This window comes from Phyllobacterium brassicacearum, assembly GCF_003010955.1.
Classification (GTDB): domain Bacteria; phylum Pseudomonadota; class Alphaproteobacteria; order Rhizobiales; family Rhizobiaceae; genus Phyllobacterium; species Phyllobacterium brassicacearum.
In genome coordinates this window covers 94,591-115,701 of the sequence record NZ_PGGO01000087.1, presented here as the reverse complement: position 1 = coordinate 115,701, position 21,111 = coordinate 94,591, and the positions used below count along the sequence as shown (strand labels likewise).

Annotated in this window: 19 protein-coding genes and 1 riboswitch; of the genes, 14 read left to right on the top strand and 5 right to left on the bottom strand. The window is 58.1% G+C overall.

From position 1 onward, the window contains the following. The first annotated feature begins 2 nt into the window (after positions 1-2). Positions 3-941 (top strand): zinc ABC transporter substrate-binding protein AztC, encoded by a 939-nt coding sequence (aztC, locus tag CU102_RS28950; RefSeq protein ID WP_106714443.1) that lies wholly within the window; start codon positions 3-5, stop codon positions 939-941. 82 nt (positions 942-1,023) lie between these two features. Here aztC and CU102_RS28945 read toward each other — a convergent pair whose 3' ends face one another. Then, positions 1,024-2,595 (bottom strand): TerC family protein, encoded by a 1,572-nt coding sequence (locus CU102_RS28945; protein ID WP_106714442.1) that lies wholly within the window; start codon positions 2,593-2,595, stop codon positions 1,024-1,026. A 565-nt stretch (positions 2,596-3,160) separates the two neighbouring features. Between CU102_RS28945 and CU102_RS28935 the strand changes: the two genes are divergently transcribed. Beyond that, complete coding sequence (locus CU102_RS28935) at positions 3,161-4,438, top strand: calcium-binding protein (protein ID WP_106714440.1); 1,278 nt, start codon at positions 3,161-3,163, stop codon at positions 4,436-4,438. Between the two features lie 61 nt (positions 4,439-4,499). Here the strand turns inward: CU102_RS28935 and CU102_RS28930 are convergent, their stop codons facing one another. From CU102_RS28930 to CU102_RS28915, 4 genes are all read right to left on the bottom strand, one after another. Next, positions 4,500-5,051 carry a DUF924 family protein gene (locus CU102_RS28930; protein WP_106714439.1) on the bottom strand — a complete coding sequence of 184 codons (552 nt, stop codon included), beginning with the start codon at positions 5,049-5,051 and terminating at the stop codon, positions 4,500-4,502. Positions 5,052-5,068: 17 nt separating this feature from the next. Beyond that, positions 5,069-6,904 (bottom strand): monovalent cation:proton antiporter-2 (CPA2) family protein, encoded by a 1,836-nt coding sequence (locus CU102_RS28925; protein ID WP_106714438.1) that lies wholly within the window; start codon positions 6,902-6,904, stop codon positions 5,069-5,071. Between the two features lie 151 nt (positions 6,905-7,055). Then, positions 7,056-7,907 (bottom strand): amidohydrolase family protein, encoded by an 852-nt coding sequence (locus CU102_RS28920; RefSeq protein ID WP_106714437.1) that lies wholly within the window; start codon positions 7,905-7,907, stop codon positions 7,056-7,058. 17 nt (positions 7,908-7,924) lie between these two features. After that, complete coding sequence (locus CU102_RS28915; protein ID WP_106714436.1) at positions 7,925-8,728, bottom strand: IclR family transcriptional regulator; 804 nt, start codon at positions 8,726-8,728, stop codon at positions 7,925-7,927. Positions 8,729-8,900: 172 nt separating this feature from the next. Here CU102_RS28915 and CU102_RS28910 point away from each other — a divergent pair, with 172 nt between their 5' ends. From CU102_RS28910 to CU102_RS28855, 12 genes are all read left to right on the top strand, one after another. Further along, complete coding sequence (locus CU102_RS28910; protein WP_106714435.1) at positions 8,901-10,217, top strand: ABC transporter substrate-binding protein; 1,317 nt, start codon at positions 8,901-8,903, stop codon at positions 10,215-10,217. Between the two features lie 153 nt (positions 10,218-10,370). Further along, positions 10,371-11,267 carry a carbohydrate ABC transporter permease gene (locus CU102_RS28905; protein ID WP_106714520.1) on the top strand — a complete coding sequence of 299 codons (897 nt, stop codon included), beginning with the start codon at positions 10,371-10,373 and terminating at the stop codon, positions 11,265-11,267. Between the two features lies 1 nt (position 11,268). Further along, the gene (locus CU102_RS28900; RefSeq protein WP_106714434.1) at positions 11,269-12,135 is read left to right on the top strand and encodes a carbohydrate ABC transporter permease; all 867 of its coding nucleotides are present in this window, start codon (positions 11,269-11,271) and stop codon (positions 12,133-12,135) included. A 6-nt stretch (positions 12,136-12,141) separates the two neighbouring features. Then, positions 12,142-13,239, top strand: a complete 1,098-nt coding sequence (locus tag CU102_RS28895) for an ABC transporter ATP-binding protein (protein WP_106714433.1) — start codon at positions 12,142-12,144, stop codon at positions 13,237-13,239. A gap of 4 nt (positions 13,240-13,243) precedes the next feature. After that, entirely contained in the window at positions 13,244-14,356 is a 1,113-nt protein-coding gene (locus CU102_RS28890; protein WP_106714432.1) for a mandelate racemase/muconate lactonizing enzyme family protein, read from the top strand. A 2-nt stretch (positions 14,357-14,358) separates the two neighbouring features. Further along, complete coding sequence (locus CU102_RS28885; protein WP_106714431.1) at positions 14,359-14,688, top strand: L-rhamnose mutarotase; 330 nt, start codon at positions 14,359-14,361, stop codon at positions 14,686-14,688. 12 nt (positions 14,689-14,700) lie between these two features. Next, positions 14,701-15,774 (top strand): Gfo/Idh/MocA family protein, encoded by a 1,074-nt coding sequence (locus CU102_RS28880; RefSeq protein WP_106714430.1) that lies wholly within the window; start codon positions 14,701-14,703, stop codon positions 15,772-15,774. Next, positions 15,775-16,245: a MaoC/PaaZ C-terminal domain-containing protein gene (locus CU102_RS28875; protein WP_106714429.1), complete on the top strand. Its 471-nt coding sequence runs from the start codon at positions 15,775-15,777 to the stop codon at positions 16,243-16,245. Positions 16,246-16,408: 163 nt separating this feature from the next. Beyond that, on the top strand, positions 16,409-17,143 hold the full coding sequence (locus CU102_RS28870; RefSeq protein WP_106714428.1) for an SDR family oxidoreductase: 735 nt from the start codon (positions 16,409-16,411) through the stop codon (positions 17,141-17,143). An 18-nt stretch (positions 17,144-17,161) separates the two neighbouring features. After that, positions 17,162-18,007, top strand: coding sequence for a fumarylacetoacetate hydrolase family protein (locus CU102_RS28865; RefSeq protein WP_106714427.1), 846 nt, complete (start codon positions 17,162-17,164; stop codon positions 18,005-18,007). Between the two features lie 37 nt (positions 18,008-18,044). After that, positions 18,045-19,328 carry an L-fuconate dehydratase gene (locus CU102_RS28860; RefSeq protein WP_106714426.1) on the top strand — a complete coding sequence of 428 codons (1,284 nt, stop codon included), beginning with the start codon at positions 18,045-18,047 and terminating at the stop codon, positions 19,326-19,328. 116 nt (positions 19,329-19,444) lie between these two features. Then, positions 19,445-19,646, top strand: a riboswitch (cobalamin riboswitch). Positions 19,647-19,762: 116 nt separating this feature from the next. Then, entirely contained in the window at positions 19,763-21,004 is a 1,242-nt protein-coding gene (locus CU102_RS28855; protein WP_106714425.1) for an aromatic ring-hydroxylating oxygenase subunit alpha, read from the top strand. The last annotated feature ends 107 nt before the right edge of the window (positions 21,005-21,111 follow it).

The window sequence follows — 21,111 nt, the reverse complement described above, 5'->3', positions numbered from 1 at the left end:
TCATGATCAAGGCTCTGAAACTTGCCACTGCTTTGTATGTTATATTATTACTCGGCGCGGGATATTCTGCCGCGTCGGCAGAGGGCCTGAAGATCGTCTCAAGTTTTACGGTCATCTCGGATTTCGCCAGGAATGTCGGCGGTGACAAGGTCTCCATTACTACGCTGGTCGGTCCGGATGGGGACGCGCACGTCTATGAACCGAAGCCCGCCGATGCCGCGGCAGTGGCAGCGGCCGATGTTGTTCTGGTCAATGGGTTGCATTTCGAGGGGTTTCTTCCGCGTCTTGTCGAGGCAAGCGCGACCAAGGCTCCGATCATCGAGCTGACCATGGGTGTCGAGCCAATCAAAAGTGCAGAGGAGGAACATGATCACGATGCAGGAAGCAGCGCCGGGCATGAGGACCATGGCGCCTACGACCCTCACGCCTTTCAGTCGATCAGCAACGCCAAAATCTATGTAAAAAACATCGCGGATGCATTCTGCGCGGCGGACGCCGGCAACTGTGACACCTACAAGTCAAACGCCGCGGTCTATACGTCGAAGCTCGAAGCTACGGAAGCTGAAGTAATGACTGCGATCGCCTCCATTCCGGAATCAAAGCGTCTGGTCATTACCTCTCACGACGCCTTCGGTTATTTCCAGCACGAATACGGTCTGAAATTTCTTGCCCCCGAGGGCATTTCTACCGATTCCGAAGCATCGGCTGCGGATATCGTCGCCTTGATCAAGCAGATCAAGGAAGACAAGGCATCGGCGATCTTTGTCGAAAGCATCACCAATCCGCGTCTGATCGAGCAGATTGCCAGCGAGACGAACCTGAAGGTTGGAGGCACGCTTTACTCGGATGCGCTTTCGAAGCCGGAGGAGGGCGCGGGCACCTATATCGACATGATGCATCACAACATCGATACGTTCAAAAAGGCCATTCTCGGTAGTTGAGTGTAATCGGCTAAGCGCCGATGGGTCCGACTCAGCCCTCCCCACAAGGGGGAGGGTGAAGCGGAGAAAACTTTTGCAAGTCTCAAATGAACGCGGCGGTCTGTGTCGGCGAGATACGCACCTTGCCGATGTTGCGCCCATCCATTTCGACTATCTCGTATTCGAGGTCGTCGACGGTTAGTCTCTCCCCGACTGCAGGGATATGGCCGAGATTCCACAGGATATAGCCGGCGAGGGTTGTGTAGCGGTCGCCGTCATCGACCAGGTCGCGGTCGATCAGGCCGCCAAGGCGGCGAATGTCGATATAGGCGTCAACGACCATGCTGCCGTCTTCCGAGCGCTCGAGAATGGGGCTCTCCTCGCCCTCCTCGGGGAAGTCGCCGGCAATGGCTTCGAGAACGTCCGTCGGTGTCACGACACCTTCGAAGGAGCCATGTTCATCGAGCACGACGCCCATCTGAACCGTGGAACCACGCAACTGTTCCATCACACGCAGAACATTGGCGTTCTCATGCAGGATCAGCGGCTGGCGTGTCACCTTGTCCCAGTCGATCTTGCCGCCATCGAGGATGGCGAAGAGAAGATCCTTGGTGAGGGCGACACCCACGAACTCATCGACGCGTCCGCGAGCGAGGACGACGCGGCTGTGGCTGAGTGTGCGGATTTCGGCAAGCAGCTCCTCATTGGTCTCGTCGAGATCGAGCCATTCAACCTCATTGCGCGGTGACATGATCGAGCGAACGGGGCGTTCGACCAGGTCGAGCACACCGCGGATCATCTCCTTCTCCTCGGGGTGGAAGACATCTCCTGCGGCGCTCTGTTCAGCGATGACATCCAGCGTATCGGAATGCGGGGCATCGCTGCGCCCCCCGCCCAGAAGCCTCAGGACCGCGCCAGCAGTGCGATCGCGCAGATCCATCGTCGTGACGCGCTTTTCGCGATTGTGGCGGCCGACCTGGTTGGCGGCTTCGACAAGAACCGAGAAGCCGATGGCAGCGTAGAGGTAGCCCTTCGGGATGTGGAAGCCGAAGCCTTCGACGATCAGGCTGAAACCGATCATCATCAGGAAGCCGAGGCAGAGGATGACGACGGTCGGATGCTTGTTGACGAAGGTCATCAACGGTTTTGAGGCCAGCATCATGACGCCAACCGCGATCACCACCGCGATCATCATGACCTCGAGATATTTCACCATGCCAACGGCGGTGATGACGCTGTCGAGCGAGAAGACGGCGTCGAGGACGACGATCTGGGCAATGACCTGCCAGAAAACCGCATGGGCCGCATTGCTCTCCTTGGCGGACATATGGCCTTCAAGCCGCTCATGCAGCTCCATCGTGCCCTTGAACAGCAGGAAAACGCCGCCGAGAATGAGGATGATATCGCGCCCGGAGAAATCAAGTCCTGCGACGCTGAACAGCGGCGTGGTCAACCTGATGACCCACGAAATGGAGGCGAGCAGCAAGAGCCGCATGACGAGGGCCAGCGAGAGGCCGACAAGCCGCGCACGGTTGCGCTGATGCGGCGGCAACTTGTCGGCGAGGATCGCTATGAAAACGAGATTGTCGATGCCAAGCACGATCTCCAGCACGACAAGCGTGGCAAGACCAATCCAGGCGTTGGGGTCGGCAATCCAGTCCAATGTCCAGTCCATGGGGAAGTCAGGTCCTTTTAATCAATAGATCAGCGCGGCATTACAGGAGGAAAGGCTTGAAAATGGCAGCGCAAATCCACCCGCAGCGCAGGAAAAGAAAGAGAAACGAAGAAATGGAGGGATTGGTTGCTGACGCCGCATATGCAGAGTCAGCATGCTTCGCAAGTCCGGACTTGGAGGCTCTTCAGATTGATCGTCCGGCATCGATGCGCGGTCAGTCCCTGTTTGACTGGCTGTCATTGTGAAAATTGAGAGGTGCCAGATGCGGCTATAATGGCAGTCCGGCGGCTGCCATTCAAGAGGCGGGTGAGAATTTGCCGGTTGTTGACACTCTTGACCCAAATGCCCGGAATTCCAAAACGACAACGTTTTCAACGATTACCCGATATTCTTGGTATTGATAAGTATAGTTCTTTTGTGTTGCAGGATTAAACTCGGAACATCTACCATCCATCAATACCTTTATTTAATTCATAATAAGGCGTATGATGTAGTCCGCAGTTGTGAGGGGTGAGGGGCCCCGGAACGATGGTCTTCCCCGCACAGCGCGAACGGGAGGACTATCATGGCAATCAATCTACCAAACGGCTTGCTGAAACTTCTCGACATAGACCCAAGCACAATCGAAGTCTCGCTCAGCAACGCGGGCAATATCTTCAGTGGTACGGATGCCAACGAGCATATACTCGGCAATGGTGGCGGCGACGTGATCGATGCGAAGGGCGGATCGGATATTGTCGAGGGTGGCACGGGCGGTGACACGCTCGTTGGCGGTGGCGGCAATGTCTATGTCGAAGGCGGCGCTGGCGGCGACGCGATGAATGGCGGTGCCGGTATTGACACGCTCGGCCATTCGCAATCGGGTTCAAGCGTGAAGGTGACACTCAACGATAGCGGCGACGGCACAACCTCCGGCTCTGGCTCCGGCCCGGGCAACCATGCCCAGGGCGACACCATCGGCGGATTCGAGAATGTCGTCGGTTCGTTGTTTAACGATACGCTCACCGGCAACAATTCGGCGAATGTGCTGGCGGGACTTGCCGGCGCCGACAAACTATTCGGCATGGGCGGTAACGACATTCTCATCGGCGGTGTCGGTGCGGATGACGAACTTGTCGGCGGCGATGAGGGCGACACCATCCATGGTGGCGCCGGCAATGACACTATCCTTGGTGGGAATGGTATAGATCACCTGTTTGGCGACGACGGTGACGACTTTATCGACGTTGGCTTTTCTGACGAGGGTAACACACAAACTGCTACTGGCGGGTCAGGGGCGGACACATTGGTTTGCTCCGGGGATGGCGCGGCCAAGTATTCAAGCTCCCCTGACGCGATCGACGTCAATCAGACGTCTAACGTGTTTCTTGGTGGCGACGCAGAGGGTGACAGTGTTACCGGCTTTTCTGGGATAGTTGGATCAAATTTCGATGATACGATCAAGGGGTTCAGCGACGTTGATGGCGGTGGCGGCAACGACCAAATCTATGCCCTCAACCAGGCCGACGTTGTAGGCGGCCGCGAACTTAAGGGTGGCGATGGCACTGACACGTTTTATTTTACCACGTTCCTTGCGGACGATGATTACACGATCACCGATTACGATTATGCGAGTGGCGAGAAAATAGACCTTTCGGCAATAGATGCAGATCCCGATGCCCTAGAAGATCAAGCCTTTGTTTGGGATTCAGGGGAGTCATCGTCCCCCGGTACAATAAGCCAACGGGAAGACGAAGATGGGATAGTCCTTACTCTCAATGTAGGCGATCAACAGGTCTCCATTGTCCTCCAGGATTACTTTAACGACGGAGAACCGTTGCCAGCCGACGCCTTTATCCTCTGACAACCGGTCAACGTGTGCGATGCGAGTGTGATAATAACAGGGGCGGCGTCCTAGCCGCCTCTTACCCCGAGAACCCGCCGCCATCGAGGAAGGCCTGCTCTTCCTCAGTGGTGGTGCGGCCAAGAATGGCGTTGCGATGCGGGAAGCGGCCGAAGCGGCGGATGATGTCATAGTGGTGGTCGGCATATTCCAGATTATCAGGTGCGCCTTCACGGCATAGCTCCACAGAACGGCGCTGGTCATCGACATTCTCCGAATGCATATACGGAAGGTAGAAGAAGGCGCGGAGCTGCGGCTCGAATGAGAGGTCGTGGCCCTTCTCCAATGCGCGGCCCGCATAAAGGCGGGCAAGAGTGTCGGTCGCGTACATGTGGCCGGTGTCGCGGAAGAAATTGCGCGGAAATTGATCGAGCAGGATCATCAGCGCCAGTGCGCCATCAGGCGTATTCAGCCAGCCTTCATATTCGCGGCGCGCGGCGGCCAAATGATCCTGGAGAAAACGCTGGCGGCAGATTTCATCAAATGTCTCGTCCTTGACGAACCATTTGTCCGGTCCAGCCTCGCGCCAGAAGTCGACGATCCCGGCAATGATCGATGTGTTCTTGTCAGCCATTGGTTGCGCTCCCCCGTTCAGCTTGCATCTGCGGCCTGCGTTGAAGGCAGGACGCTTGCGGTTTCCTCATTGAGGGCGCGGCCGGTCTGACGCGGCTTGATAAGCGGACCCGGAACCGGCGCGTTGCCCTTCATCAAATCGGTGCCGGCCCAAATGCCGCCGGCCAGCTGCAGATTAAGGCGTTCGGCATCGCGGCGGCGCACATCATTGGCAATCTCGGCGGCTTCGTCCGGGTCGACGCCAAGTCCGATCAGCGTATTCTCGCCGAAGATCACAGCGGACTCGAAGGTTTCGCGCATCTGGTATTCGACGCCGAGCTTGATGAGCTCGATCGTGGTCCCGCGATCATAGGCACGAGCGTAGATCTGCACGAGCGGAAACTCCGACTTGAGCAGCCCCGCTATCGCAAGACTGGCTTCGGCCTTGTCGACGCAGATCAGCACAGCCTGCGCGCGGCCCGCACCTGCCGCGTGGAGAATGTCGAGCCGGGTGCCGTCGCCATAATAGACCTTGAAGCCGAATTGCGCCGCCGCCTGGATCATCTCAATGTCAGTGTCGATGATGGAAATATCGACACCGCGCAACAATAAAGGCTGGCTCGAGATCTGGCCGAAGCGGCCAAAGCCGATGATAAGGACGCTGCCCGAGAGGCCCTCAGCAACGTCGATACCATCCATCTGTTCCACTTCCTTTGGCAGGAGAAAGCGCAGGCCGAGAATGAACAGCGGCGTCAGTGCCATGGAGAAGATGACGATGGCGGTCAGGATGGCGTTGGCTTCGCCATCGAGAATGCCGACAGCGGTGGCCGTCGAATAGAGGACGAAGGCAAACTCACCGCCCTGCGCCATGATGACCGCGCGCTCCAGCGCCTCGCGGTTCGATGACCGGAGGAGCCGCGCGACGATATAGATGCCGGTGCCTTTGACGAATTTGAAGGCGATTACATAGAAAAGCACTGTCTGCCAGTTGGCGGCGACGACACTCAGGTCGAGCGACATTCCTACGGCAAGGAAGAACAGTCCGAGCAGGATGCCGCGGAACGGCTCGACGTCGGCTTCGAGCTGGTGGCGGAAGGTCGATTCCGAGAGGAGCACTCCTGCAAGGAAAGCGCCCATCGCCATGGAAAGACCGCTCACCTGCATAACCAGGGCGGCCCCAAGCACAACCAGCAAACCGGCTGCTGTCATGACTTCACGGGCACGCGACTCGGCGAGAAAGCCGAACAGGGGATTGAGAAGGTACCGGCCCGCGAGAACGAGGCCGACAATGGCGCCTATGCCGATGCCTATACCCTGCCAGTTCAGGCCACCAGACGTTGCCGTGCTGATTGGTGCAAGGAAAGCGATGAGTGCCAGGAGCGGCACAATGGCGAGATCCTCAAGCAGCAGGATCGATACCATGCGCTGACCTTGCGGCGACGCGATTTCGCCGCGCTCTTCGAGCAACTGCATCACGATCGCCGTCGAAGTCAGGACAAATCCAGCGGCGGCCACAAAGGATTGAGCAAGAGGAAAGCCGGCGGCGATGACGACAGCGGTCAACAGGACGGCACAAAGGCCGACCTGGAGCACGCCGAGGCCAAAAATGTCCTTGCGCATGCTCCAAAGCCGCGAAGGCTGCATCTCGAGCCCGATAATGAACAGGAACATGACGACGCCAAGTTCCGCCACATGCAGGATCGTCTGAGGATCGGTGAAGAATTTGAGGCCGAATGGACCTATGACGAGACCGGCAGCGAGATAGCCAAGAACGGATCCAAGCCCGAGCCGTTTGAACAGCGGCACAGCAACAACGCCTGCTCCAAGCAGGACGACAACGCTCACAAGGTCGGGTCCGCTCACTTCCGCTGCCATTATCACTCCTGCTGCTGGCCGTCTCTGATGTCAGAGGTAAAGCGGGAGCATGCAGCAGGCAAGTCTATTTACGGCGGAGCGGCCAAACGTTTGTCTGTCAACAGAACATGCCGATTATCTCTCCCCCCTCGAGGGGGAGATAAGGGCAAAGTCACGCAATACTCCAAATCCGTTTTGCATTTGCTGAAAAGAGTTTTGCCTTCTCCGCTTCACTGCAGCCCTGTAGCAGTGCGTGGGTTGCAGCGACCCATGTGGCGAGCCCGCCGCCGAGCGTGCAGACCGGCCAGTCGCTGCCCCAGACGAGGCGGTCCCAGCCGAAACTCTCAATGACATGATGGACATAGGGCTCAAGCGTTTCGATGCGCCATGTGTCCGAGTCTGCGTAGGCGACGACACCTGAAATCTTTGCAGTGACGTTGGGGCGTTTCGCGATGTCAGTGATCTTGCTGTGCCATTCGCTCAAACCTTCGCTCTTGATGTCGGGAACGCCACAATGGTCGAGGATGAACTGTACGCCCGGCGCAAGGTCAATTAACGCGATGGCCTTTTCGATCTGTGATGGGAGAACACAGAGGTCAAAGGTGAGGCCAGTACCTTCCAGCTGTTTTATATTCTCTCGAAACAACGCGCTTTCCGACAGGTTATCCGGCATGACGTGCAGGACGCGCCGGAAGCCCTTGATCAGGGGATTTGCCTGCTGCCGTTCGAGAAATGCGGCGAAGCCATCTTCCTCAGGGCGGCAAGAGGAGATGCATCCGGCGATCAGGCTGCCTTCGCGCTTCGCCAAGCCGGCAATGTAGCCGGACTCAGCTTCGATATCGGAAGGCGCAACATCCACTTCCATATGCAAAGCCTGGGTGATGCCGACGCGATGGGCCTGAAGCGCATATTCCTCATAGCGAAAATCGCGGTTCAAGGCCTCCACACTCGACAGCCATGGATAGGACAGGGTCGACTGGTCGATCAGGTGAAGGTGCGTGTCTATGATCGATGCAATTCCCAACTGCAATCCCTCCTTCGTCAGGCCATGCGCACAACACTGGAGTGAATGACGTCCGCGCCTGCAAGTTCCGAAAGTTTCTGCGCCGTGGCCACCAGCATCTTGCGTGCGTCGTCGACGGCAGGCGCGTCCGGCATGTTGAGCAACTGGATATAAGGGCAGGTCAGGGCGGCGATCGCGCGGCCGTCAGGGCCGAGTACCGGGGCTGACACGTTATAAACGCCTGCTGTTTGCGCGCTGGGCATGACCTCATAGCCGCGCTCCCTGATCTGGTTCAGGCGTTCATGAAAATCGGGTGGTTGTGCAATATCGTCGGCGTGTTTTTCATATTCGGCGATCATCAATGCCCTCTCCTCATCGGAGCGGAACGCCAGCAGCACATGGCCGGAGCCGGTGTTGAACAGGCTGATATGCGATCCGACACGGATGGAAATGCCCCAGTAGTCGGGGGCTTCCTGCTGTGCAATGACGACGGCGGCGCCACGATCGAAGACGCTGAGCTGGTTGGCCTGTTTCGAGCTGACTGCAAGGTCGCGCATCAGCGGCGTCGCATAGGAGGCGAGGCGCCTGACCGGTGCGTGCAACTGCGCAAGGCCAAACAGCTTCAATGTCAATGAGTAGCGGTCGCCTTCAAGCCTTGTGACATAGCCGCGGCGCACAAGGCGGTCGAGCATGCGATAAAATTCATTGGGACTGCGGCCGAGAAACTTGGCGATTTCGGCCTGGGTCAGCCCGCCATCAATACCGGAAAGAAGCTCCAGAATATCCAGTCCCTTATCGAGCGCCGGCGCGCGATACCGGTCGCTATCGTCTTCCTCTGTCATATGAATCGCCCCCTCGCAAGGTATGCATATACGAAGATCATAATCATAGGAAAGCAGTTTCCTTGCTTGACGGTCAAGCCTATTAATGTTTGTATATGAATGAAACGCCCATATGTGGGTATTCAAAAGAATGCGAGAGCCGGGAGCGGCGCTTGTTTTTGGGAGGGAACCAATGAAAAACCTTTTGGCCAGCGTTTCAGCTGGTGTGATTGCCATCTTCAGCGCGCAAGCTGCTCTATCTGCTGATCTGCCAGGAAAATTTGAAGGCGTGACGATCGACGCAAAGCTCATTGGCGGCCAGCAATATGAGCCACTCTACGAGCGCATCGGCGAATGGGAAAAGCTGACGGGCGCCAAGGTCAACATCCTGTCGAAGAAGAATCACTTCGAGCTCGACAAGGAAATCAAATCTGACATTGCCTCGGGCAGCCTGAACTGGTGCGTCGGTTCCAACCACTCGTCCTTCGCGCCCCAGTATCCCGGCATCTACACGGATCTGAACAACCTCATACCGGCCGAAGAGGTTGCCGCTTTCGTGCCATCGAACATCCAGTCCTCGACGCTTGACGGCAAGCTCGTCATGCTGCCGCGCGCGCAGTTCGACGTGTCGGCGCTTTATTACCAGAAGAGCCTGTACGAGGATGAGGGCAACAAGAAAGCTTTCAAGGAAAAGTACGGCTATGACCTGACGCCGCCGGACACCTGGCAGCAGGTAACCGACCAGGCATTGTTCTTCACGAAAGCTCCGGAATTCTACGGCACACAATTTGCCGGCAAGGAAGAGGCGATCAATGGCCGTTTCTATGAAATGGTCCTCGCCGAGGGCGGTGAGTATATCGACAAGGAAGGCAAGCCCGCCTTCAACTCCGAAGCGGGTGTCAGGGCACTCGACTGGTTCGTTAATCTCTATAAGGCGAAGGCTGTTCCGGCCGGCACTACCAACTATCTTTGGGACGATCTCGGTCAGGGGTTTGCTTCCGGGTCCATCGCAATCAATCTCGACTGGCCAGGCTGGGCAAGCTTCTTCAATGATCCGAAGTCGTCGAAGGTTGCCGGCAATGTCGGCGTCAAGGTTGCGCCTGCCGGCTCGTCCGGCAAGCGGACCGGCTGGTCTGGTCATCACGGTTTCTCGGTGACGGAATCCTGCGCCAACAAGGAGGCCGCCGCCTCGCTCGTCTGGTGGCTGACCAATGAAGACAGCCAGAAGCTCGAGGCCAAGGCTGGACCATTGCCGACGCGCACGGCGGTATGGGCGTGGGATATCGAACAGGCCAAGGGCGATCCCTACAAGACCGAAGTGCTGAATGCATTCCAGGAAGAAGCAAAGAACGCATTCCCGGTACCGCCGCTTGCGGAATGGATAGAGATCTCCAATGCGGTCTATCCGGAACTGCAGGCCGCGATCCTCGGCGACAAGACGTCGAAAGAAGCGCTGGACACGGCAGCCAAGAAAGCAACCGAAATCCTCGAGGACGCCGGCAAGCTCTAAGCTTTCATTCCGGGGCATCGCGGCTGCGCGATGTCCCGGAAACACCGCCACCACTCCGGCATAGCGCAAGCACTGCGGCTGGAACGCCATTGTATGAAGTCAGTGAACTTGGCTGGCTCGCTTACCAACGTGATGTCAGCAACAGGGCATGATATGAAATTTCCCAAATTTTCGGCGCCTACGCTCCTGCTGCTGCCCGCCATCGTCGTTCTTGCCGCCGTCATCGTACTGCCGTTGTTGTTCTCGCTCTATTCGAGTTTCACGCCATTCCGGCTGACCAAGCCTGAATCGATCTGGGTTTTCATCGGCTTTCGCAATTATGTGAGCGTACTGACCAACATCGAATTCTGGACTGCCTTCGGTCGGACTGTGCTGCTTCTGACCGTGGCGCTCAACGCCGAAATGTTCCTCGGTCTCGGGCTGGCGATGCTGGTCAACAAGGCGACACATGGTCAGCGCCTGCTGCGCACGCTCATGATGTTTCCGATGATGTTCTCTCCGGTGCTCGTCGGCTTCCAGTTCAAGTTCCTCTTCAACGACAATATCGGTTTCGTCAACAATGCGCTGCAGTCGCTCGGGCTGACCACAAATGCCATCCCCTGGCTGATCGACGGCAATCTTGCGCTGTTTTCGATTATCGTTGCCGAGGTCTGGTCGTCGACCGCGGTTTTCGCCATCCTGATCCTCGCCGGATTGCTCGCCATGCCGCAGGAGCCGGTGGAAGCTGCGCGCGTCGATGGCTGCACGCCGTGGCAGACATTCCGCTACGTGACGTGGCCCTACCTGATGCCATTCGCATTTATCGCGATGACAATCCGCTCGCTCGACGTGGCGCGCGCCTATGACATCGTCAAGATCATGACCGACGGCGGACCAGCCAAGCGAACGGAACTTCTGTGGACGCTTGTCGGCCGTACGGCCTACAGCGATGCGCGCATGGGTCTCGCCAATGCGATGGCCTATATTTCGATCCTGCTGTCGATCCTGTTCACAGTGTATTTTTTCCGAAAGCTTGCGGCTGCTCGCCAGCAGATCGGAGCGGAGTGGTAAGATGGACCAGAATAGTGCTCACCGTCTCAAGCGCCGCGGCCTGAAATTCCTGCATCTTGTCGGGCTGTTCATCGCGATGCTGATCATCTGCATGCCTGGCCTGTGGATTGTCCTGAGCTCGCTGCGGCCCACCGTCGAGATCATGGCCAAACCGCCGGTCTGGATACCACAGGACATCTCGCTCGATGCGTACCGCGCCATGTTTGGCGGTGCCGGGCAGGGCGGCATTCCGGTTTGGGAGTATTTCCGCAACTCGCTGGTCATCTCCATCACCTCGACCATCATTGCGCTGACGATCGGCATGGCTGGCGGCTATGCCTTCGCCCGCTACAAGTTCAAGGGCAAGTCGGGGATCTTCCTCGGATTCATGCTCACGCGCGCCGTGCCTGGCATCGCCCTGTCGCTGCCGCTGTTCATGATCTTTGCCCGCGTCGGCATCATCGACACACATTTTGCGATGATCCTTATCTACGTGGCGCTGAACGTGCCGTTCACGATCTGGCTGATCGACGGTTTCTTCCGGCAGGTGCCCAAGGATCTGGCCGAAGCTGCACAGATCGATGGCTGCACACGCTGGCAGGCATTCTGGCAGGTGGAATTTCCATTGGCGGGACCCGGTATCGCGTCGGCAGGCATCTTCGCCTTCCTTACCTCGTGGAATGAATATGCGCTGGCATCGCAGATCACCCGTTCGGTCAACTCGAAGACGTTGCCCGTTGGGCTTCTCGATTACACCTCAGAGTTCACGATCGACTGGCGCGGCATGTGCGCGCTTGCGGTAGTGATGATCATCCCGGCGCTCACTCTTACATTCATCATCCAGAAGCATCTCGTGTCCGGACTGACGTTCGGCGCGGTGAAAGGTTAACTTGTTATGGCTCCCGTAACACTCAAAAAGCTCGTCAAGAGTTATGGCAATGTCGATGTCGTCCATGGCATCGACCTTGAGGTCAAGGACCGCGAATTCATCGCGCTGGTCGGTCCGTCCGGCTGTGGAAAATCCACGACACTGCGCATGATCGCGGGGCTTGAGGACATCAGCGGCGGCATCATCGAGATTGGCGGCAAGCCGGTCAACGACCTGCCGCCACGCGCCCGCAATATCTCCATGGTATTCCAGTCCTATGCGCTCTACCCGCATATGACAGTGCGGGAGAACATGGGCTTCTCGCTGAAGATCGGCAAAGTCGCGCAGAGCGAGATCGACACGCGTGTGAATGAGGCAGCCGCAATTCTCGATCTGGAAAAGTATATGGACCGCCGCCCGTCGCAGCTTTCCGGTGGCCAGCGCCAGCGCGTGGCCATGGGTCGAGCGATCGTGCGCAAGCCAGATGTGTTCCTTTTCGACGAACCGCTGTCAAACCTCGACGCCAAACTGCGCACGCAGGTCCGCACCGAGATCAAGCGCCTGCATGCCAAGGTACAATCGACAATGATCTATGTGACGCATGATCAGGTTGAAGCGATGACGCTATCCGACCGCATCGTCATCATGCGCGATGGCCATATCGAGCAAGTCGGTACGCCCGAGGAAGTGTTCAGGCGCCCGGCCACGCGCTTCGTCGCCGGCTTTATCGGCTCGCCGCCCATGAACCTCAACGAGGCGACGGTCGCGGATGGCAAGTTGGTCTTTGCCGGCGGCCAGAGCCTGCCGCTGCCGATCGAGTTCCGCAACAAGGTTGCGGCGGGCGACAAGTTGATTTTCGGCCTCCGTCCCGATGACATCTACCCGACAGGTCATGGACTGAATTCCGGCGAAGCCACCGACGTACACGAAATGGAACTGCCGGTTGCGATCACCGAGCCGCTTGGCAACGAGACGCTGCTCTTTGTCACTATGGCACAGCGCGAATGGGTATCGCGCATGCTCAATCCACGCCCCATGGGGGCTGGTGAAATGGTAAGATTCAGTTTCGACCTGTCGCAGGCGCATCTGTTCTCGCCTGAAACCGGCAAAACGTTGCGGGGGTAGTATTATGGCCAAGATCGAAAAAGTTGAATTACGTATGGTGGATCTGCCGCCAAAAGTCCTGCGTACCGACGCGATCCAGAGCTTCGTCAGCCAGGAGACGCCGATCGTCACGATCACCGACAGCGACGGGGCAGTGGGCACTGGTTACAGCTACACCATCGGCACCGGCGGTTCCTCCGTGATGCGGCTGTTGTCCGATCACCTCGCGCCGCGTCTCCTCGGCAAGGATGCAGACCAGATCGAGGCGATCTGGCGCGATCTTGAATTCGCGACCCATGCGACGACCATCGGTGCCATCACGGCGATTGCCCTTGCCGCCGTCGACATAGCGCTCTGGGATTTGCGCGCGAAGAAGCAGGGCTTGCCGCTATGGAAGCTGGCGGGCGGGGCCAAGGACCGCTGCCCGCTCTACACCACCGAGGGCGGCTGGTTGCATATCGAGAAGCAGGCACTGGTTGACGACGCGCTGCAGGCGAAGGCCAAGGGTTTCAAGGGTGCCAAGGTCAAGATCGGCCGTCCGCATGGTTCCGAGGATCTGGACCGGCTGTCGGCAGTTCGCGACGCGGTTGGTTCCGGTTTCGAGATCATGACCGACGCCAATCAGGGCTTTACACTGGATGAGGCTATCCGCCGCTCGCAGGTGCTGCGTGACATTGATATTGCCTGGTTTGAAGAACCGCTGCCGGCCGATGATATAGATGGTCACGTGCGGCTTTCTTCGGCAACGCAGACGCCGATTGCCGTCGGCGAGTCGCTCTACTCGATCCGGCATTTCCGCGAATACATGCAGAAGCGCGCCTGCTCCATCGTGCAGGTCGATGTCGGCCGCATTGGCGGTATTACGCCGTGGCTCAAGGTGGCGCATACGGCGGAGACATTTGACATGCCGGTCTGCCCGCATTTTCTGATGGAGCTGCATGTAAGTCTGACCTGCGCGGTGCAGAACGGTAAGTATGTCGAATATATCCCGCAGCTGGATGATCTGACCCAAACACAGATGCGCATTGAAAACGGCTATGCCATCGCTCCATCGGAGCCTGGGATCGGAATCGATTGGGACTGGGGTGCGGTCAAAGGTCGAAGCGTCGACGAATTCACGACCGAGATAAGGGTCTGACGATGCAACGAATGGGAATGATGATCGGGCTCAACGCCGGCAAGGTCGCCGAATACAAGCGCCTGCATGCCGCCGTGTGGCCGGAAATCCTCGAGCTGATCTCGAGCTGCAACATCCGAAACTACACGATCTTCCTGCGCGAACCGGAGAATGTCCTGTTCGGCACCTGGGAATATCACGGGACGGACTTCAAGGCCGATATGGAGAAGATGGCAGCCAACCCAAAGAACAAGGAATGGTGGGCGGTGTGCATGCCTTGCCAGGTGCCGCTTGCAACGCGGGCCGAGGGGGAATGGTGGGCAATGATGGAAGAAGTCTTCCATCTCGACTGACAGGAAAGTTTGATGAGTTTTGACCCCACAACCTTGCAGCAAAGCTGGCCGCTTCCGGCGAAGCCACGCCCGATCGTCACATTCGGCGCGGGCAGCATTGTCGGCGATGCGCACTATCCAGCCTACAGGAAGGGCGGATTTCCCATCGCCGGGCTGTTCGATCCGGATCAGGCGAAAGCAAGAAAGCTGGCCGACGAGTGGAACGTCACGGCCTATGCTTCGGTCGCAGAGGCGGCAGCCGTGGAGAACGCGATTTTCGATCTGGCGACGCCGCCATCGCGGCACGCCGACGTGCTGAAGGCCTTGCCGGAAGGCTCATACGCGCTGATCCAGAAGCCGATGGGCGGCGATCTTGCGGAAGCTTCTGAAATCCTTGGCATCTGCCGCGATCGCAATATCACCGCAGCGGTCAATTTCCAGTTGCGTTTTGCTCCGATGATGCTTGCACTTAAGGACACGATACGGCAAGGCTGGCTCGGAGAAGTCGTCGATTTCGATGCATGGCTCGCCCTGGACACACCTTGGTCTCTGTGGCCGTTCTTGAACGGCTTGCCGCGTGTCGAGATAGCCATGCACTCGATCCACTACATCGACCTGATCCGGCAAATCCTCGGCAACCCGCTTGGTGTCCATGCCAAGACATTGGGCCATCCCAACCACAAGGTAGCGCAGACACGAACGAGTGCCATTCTCGATTACGGTGACAAGGTGCGCTGCTCACTGTCGGTCAACCATGATCACAAATTCGGGCGCAAATTCCAGGCCTGTGAATTCCGCGTCAGTGGCACCGAAGGGGCAGCCTATGTGAAGCTTGGCGTTAATCTCGATTATCCGCGCGGTGAGCCGGACGAATTGATGATCTATCCGAAGGGCGGATCCGACTGGATCAATGTCCATTTGCAGGGCGCATGGTTTCCAGATGCTTTTGTTGGAAGGATGGCCAACCTGCAACGCCTCGCCAGCGGCGAGGACAAGGAACTCGTCAGCTCCGTCGAGGATGGCTGGCACACAATGGCACTGGTTGAGGCGGCCTACCAGTCCAGCGCTGTGCCGGCCACGCCGCTTGCACCGAAGCCGGAGGCCTGAATGTCCGAACAAGCCATCTATTTCGAAGACTATGAGCTCGGCCACATGCGTGTCACCACGGGCCGCACCATCACCGAAACGGATTTCGTGGTGCACGCCGGCCATACGGGTGATTTCTTCCCGCATCATATGGATGCGGAGTTTGCCAAGACGACGCCCTTCGGCCAGCGGGTTGCCCACGGCACGATGATCTTTTCCATCGGAGTCGGGCTCACGGCCAGCCTGATCAATCCGGTGGCATTTTCCTATGGTTATGACCGCCTGCGTTTCGTAAGACCGGTATTCATCGGCGATACGATCCGGACGCGCGTAATAATCAGCGCCAAGGAAGATGATCCGAAGCGGCCGGAGAGTGGTCGCGTGGTCGAGCGCTGCGAGGTGATCAATCAGCGCGATGAGGTTGTCCTTGCAGCGGATCATATTCTGATTGCCGAGCGCAAGGCCATTCAACCTTTGATAACACCACCCTGACGGGCATCTGATGCAATTTTCTCCGCTTCCGTTGCTCATGGACGAGAAAGTCCACTCCGCTCCGGTTCTCGAAAACCACACCCTTTGCCGCGTCAGGCTGGGTTCTCAAAAGGTCGCAAAAGATGCATGACGGGCATAGTGAAATGCCGAATGGAGGTTTGAAATGACAGGTAAGCTTGAAGGCAAGCGCGTTCTGATAACTGCAGCAGGGCAGGGCATCGGCCGTGCGTCGGTGCTGGCCTTTTTAAGTGAAGGCGCCATCGTCCATGCGACGGACATCAATCAGGGGTTGCTGGACGCGCTGCCAAAGGAAACCGCTATCAAGCCTCGCAAGCTCGACGTGCTGAAGACAAACGAAGTCAACCAGGTCATCAGCGAGATCGGTGCAATCGACGTGCTGTTCAACTGTGCCGGGTTCGTCCATGGCGGCTCCATACTCGAAATGCCGGACGCTGACCTCGACTTCGCGCTCGACCTCAACGTCCGCGCCATGATCCGCACGATCAGGGCGGTGCTGCCGGGCATGCTTGAGCGCAGGGACGGTGCAATCGTCAACATGTCGTCCGTTGCCAGCAGCGTTAAGGGCGTGCCGAACCGCTTTGCCTATGGTGTAACCAAGGCGGCTGTGTTGGGTCTGACCAAGGCAGTAGCCGCTGACTACATCACGCAGGGCATCCGCTGCAACGCCATCTGCCCGGGCACGGTGGAAAGCCCGTCGCTCGAACAGCGGATGCGCGCTGGAGGCGATTACGAAGCGACCCGTGCCGCCTTTATCGCACGCCAGCCGATGGGCCGCCTCGGCCTGCCGGAGGAGATCGCCGACCTCGCCGTCTATCTCGCTGGAGCCACTTACACGACGGGCCAGGCCTATAATATCGATGGCGGCTGGACCGTCTAAGCAAGCAAGGAATATACAATGAAATTTCTACGTTATGGCGAGCCAGGCCAGGAAAAACCCGGCGTTCTTGATACCAAGGGTCAAATCCGCGATCTGTCCGGCAAGGTAAGTGATCTGTCTGGTCCAGCGCTCAGCCCGGACGTGCTGGCCAAGCTCGTTGACATGGACATTGAAAGTCTGCCGCTTGTCAGCGGCAATCCGCGTCTTGGGCCATGCGTTGCGGGGACCGGCAAATTCATCTGTATCGGTCTCAATTATGCGGATCACGCAGCCGAGTCCGGGATGGCCGTACCGCCGGAACCCGTCATCTTCATGAAGGCGACCTCGGCGATTGTCGGCCCGAACGATGATCTCGTCATTCCGCGCGGTTCGGAAAAGACCGATTGGGAGGTGGAACTCGGCGTCGTGATCGGCCACACGGCAAAATATGTGAGCGAAGCCGAAGCTCTCGATTATGTGGCCGGATACTGCACCGTTCATGATGTCAGCGAGCGCGCGTTCCAGACCGAGCACGCCGGCCAGTGGACCAAGGGCAAGTCCTGCGACACGTTCGGGCCGACCGGTCCGTGGCTGGTGACCAAGGACGAGGTCGCCGATCCGCAGAACCTTGCCATGTGGCTGACGGTAAACGGCGAGACCATGCAGAATGGCTCGTCCAAGACGATGGTCTATGGCGTTGCCTTCCTCGTCTCCTATCTCAGCCAGTTCATGAGCCTGCATCCGGGCGATATCATTTCGACCGGCACACCTCCCGGTGTCGGGATGGGCATGAAGCCACCGCGCTATCTCAAGGCAGGTGACGTCGTGGAACTCGGTATTGAAGGTCTGGGCAACCAGAAGCAGGTGACGCGCGCGGACGTTTAGGCGAGGCGCGCCGCAGCAACAGATAAAGAGGCATATTGTGACCCGCATCACCGATCTTCGTGTTTTTGATATCCGTTTCCCTACCTCTCAAAGTCTCGACGGGTCGGATGCGATGAATCCCGATCCGGATTATTCGGCTGCCTATGTCGTGCTCGACACCGATGTTGACGGGCTATCCGGCCACGGCCTAACCTTCACCATCGGTCGCGGCAATGAGATTTGCTGCCTCGCCATCGAGGCGATGAAGCACCTGGTCATCGGGCTCGAACTCGATTGGGTGAAGGAAAATCCGGGACGCTTCTGGCATTTCATCACCGGCGACAGCCAGTTGCGCTGGATCGGCCCGGACAAGGGTGCGATGCACCTTGCCACCGGCGCCGTGGTGAATGCGGTGTGGGATCTGCTCGCCAAGGAAGCGAAGAAGCCGGTCTGGCAATTGGTCGGTGAAATGACGCCCGAAGAGATCGTCAACATTGTCGACTTCCGTTATCTGACCGACGTGCTCACCCGCGACGAAGCACTGGCGCTCCTGCGCAAGGCTGAGGCGGGCAAGCAGCAGAGGATCGCGACCCTGAAAGCCGAAGGCTATCCCTGCTACACGACTTCGGCCGGCTGGCTCGGCTATTCGGATGACAAGCTGCGGCGCCTTTGCCAGGAGGCCGTCGATGCCGGGTTCAATCATATCAAGATGAAGGTTGGCCGCGATCTCGATGATGACATCCGCCGCCTGACGATTGCCCGCGAGGTCATCGGCCCGGACCGGATATTGATGATCGATGCCAATCAGGTCTGGGAAGTCAATGAGGCGATCGACTGGGTGAAGAAACTCTCCTTCGTCAAACCGTTCTTCATCGAGGAGCCGACGAGCCCTGACGACGTGGCGGGCCATCGCAAGATTCGCCAGGCGATCAGCCCGGTGAAGGTGGCGACCGGGGAGATGTGCCAGAACCGCATCATGTTCAAGCAGTTCATCGCCGAAGGCGCCATTGACGTGGTGCAGATCGATTCCTGCCGCATGGGCGGGCTGAACGAAGTGCTGGCGGTGCTGCTGATCGCAGCGAAATACGACCTGCCGGTCTGGCCCCATGCGGGCGGTGTGGGCCTGTGCGAATATGTGCAGCACCTGTCGATGATCGACTATGTTGCCGTCTCGGGCACGAAAGAGGGCAGGGTGATCGAATATGTCGATCACCTGCATGAGCATTTCATCGATCCTTGCGATATCCAGAGCGCGGCCTACATGCCGCCGTCATTGCCGGGGTTCTCGATCGAGATGAAGCTCGAGTCGATCAGGAAGTACCTTTATCGCGCCAAAGCGTAAGTTCATTAATACGGCGACGGTCGGCGGCAGATGTGCCGCCGATTTCGTTTCAGACATTGTCGCCGTTCGTAAATGCGATGTCGTTTCCGCGCCTATTCTTTTTCCGTGCCGGATGCTTTTATCAGGATACTCGAGGTGCCGCTTTCTAGGGGAAGCGGAGAATTGGGAAGCCGGTCAAAAACCCGGCGCTGCCCCCGCAACGGTAGTGGAGTGGAAAACGCGGCAAAACAGCCACTGGGAGTGCACCCCGGGAAGGCGTCGCGAAGCCCCGCAAGGCAACTCCAGAGCCCGGAAACCAGCCCCGAGTGGTACAACCGACTGATCGCGGTGGGCGATCAAGGAGCATGCTTTTGTATGGTCATTCGCTGACCGTGCGGACGTTCTTCTCCGTCACCACCAGTCAGTTCTTTGCAAGCTTAGGGCGAGGACACGACATGGATATTCGTAACGAACTGCTCCGGAATCTCAAAAACCGGAAACCGGGCTATGGCCTCGAACAGGCCTTCTTTTCCGATCCGGACTATTACCGTCTCGACATGGAGACCATCTTCTATCGCGACTGGCTGTTTATCGGCCACGATTGCGAAGTGGCAAAGCCGGGCAACTACTTCACCGTCCAGGTCGGTGACTACCCGGTCGTTATCGTCCGCGACCGCCAGGGACAGATCAGAGCCTTTCACAATTCATGCCGCCACCGCGGGTCACGCATCTGCGCGGCCGAAAAGGGCACGTCGGCCAAGCTCGTGTGCCCCTATCACCAGTGGACCTATGAGCTCGATGGCCGTCTGCTTTTCGCGCGGCAGATGGGCGACGATTTCGATGCCAGCCAGCACAGCCTGAAAACGGTGCATTGCGAAAGCGTGGGCGGTTATATCTTCATATGCCTGGCACAGGTTGCTCCGGATTTCGGTCCGACACGCGCCATGCTCGACCTCTATCTTGCGCCGCATCGGCTGACCGAAACCAAGGTCGCCTTCCAGAGTTCGATTGTCGAAAAGGGCAACTGGAAACTCGTCTGGGAGAACAATCGCGAGTGCTATCACTGTGTCGCCAACCATCCCGAGCTGTGCAAGACCTTCCCCGAGGCCCCGAGCGCTACGGGAATTCAGGGCTCGAAGGAAGATCCGGAAATGGTCGCACATTGGGACAAGTGCGAAGCAGCCGGTTTGCCGAGCGTGTTCCGCATTGCCGAGGATGGCCAGTACCGGGCAACGCGCGTTCCGCTGCTCAACAACGCCGAGAGCTATACGCTTTCAGGCAAGCGCGCGGTCGGCCGCCAGCTTAGTGACGACGTAAACGCCAAGCATATCGGCTCGCTGCTGCTCTACCACTACCCGACGACCTGGAACCACATCCTCGGTGACCACGCCATCTCCTTCCGCGTGCTGCCGCTCGGTCCCGACGAGACGCAGGTCACGACGAAGTGGCTGGTACACAAGGATGCGGTCGAAGGTGTCGACTACAATATCGAAGAGCTGACGCATGTCTGGCTAGAAACCAATGACCAGGATCGCCGTATCGTTGAGGAAAACGCATTCGGCATCCGCTCGCCCGCCTATGAACCCGGCCCCTATTCGGTCGAGCATGAGGGCGGCGTACTGCAGTTCCTTGAATGGTACAGCAATGCGATGGAGAGCCGTCTTTCCGGTAATAACAAGCTCAGCAAGGTAGCATGATGAGAAGAGCGAGAACGGGTCATATGGCACGCGTTCTGTTTCTCGGATGGCGAGACAATCCACGCGGAGAGTGGCGAGGTCGATGCTTATCCATCGGACGACGCCAC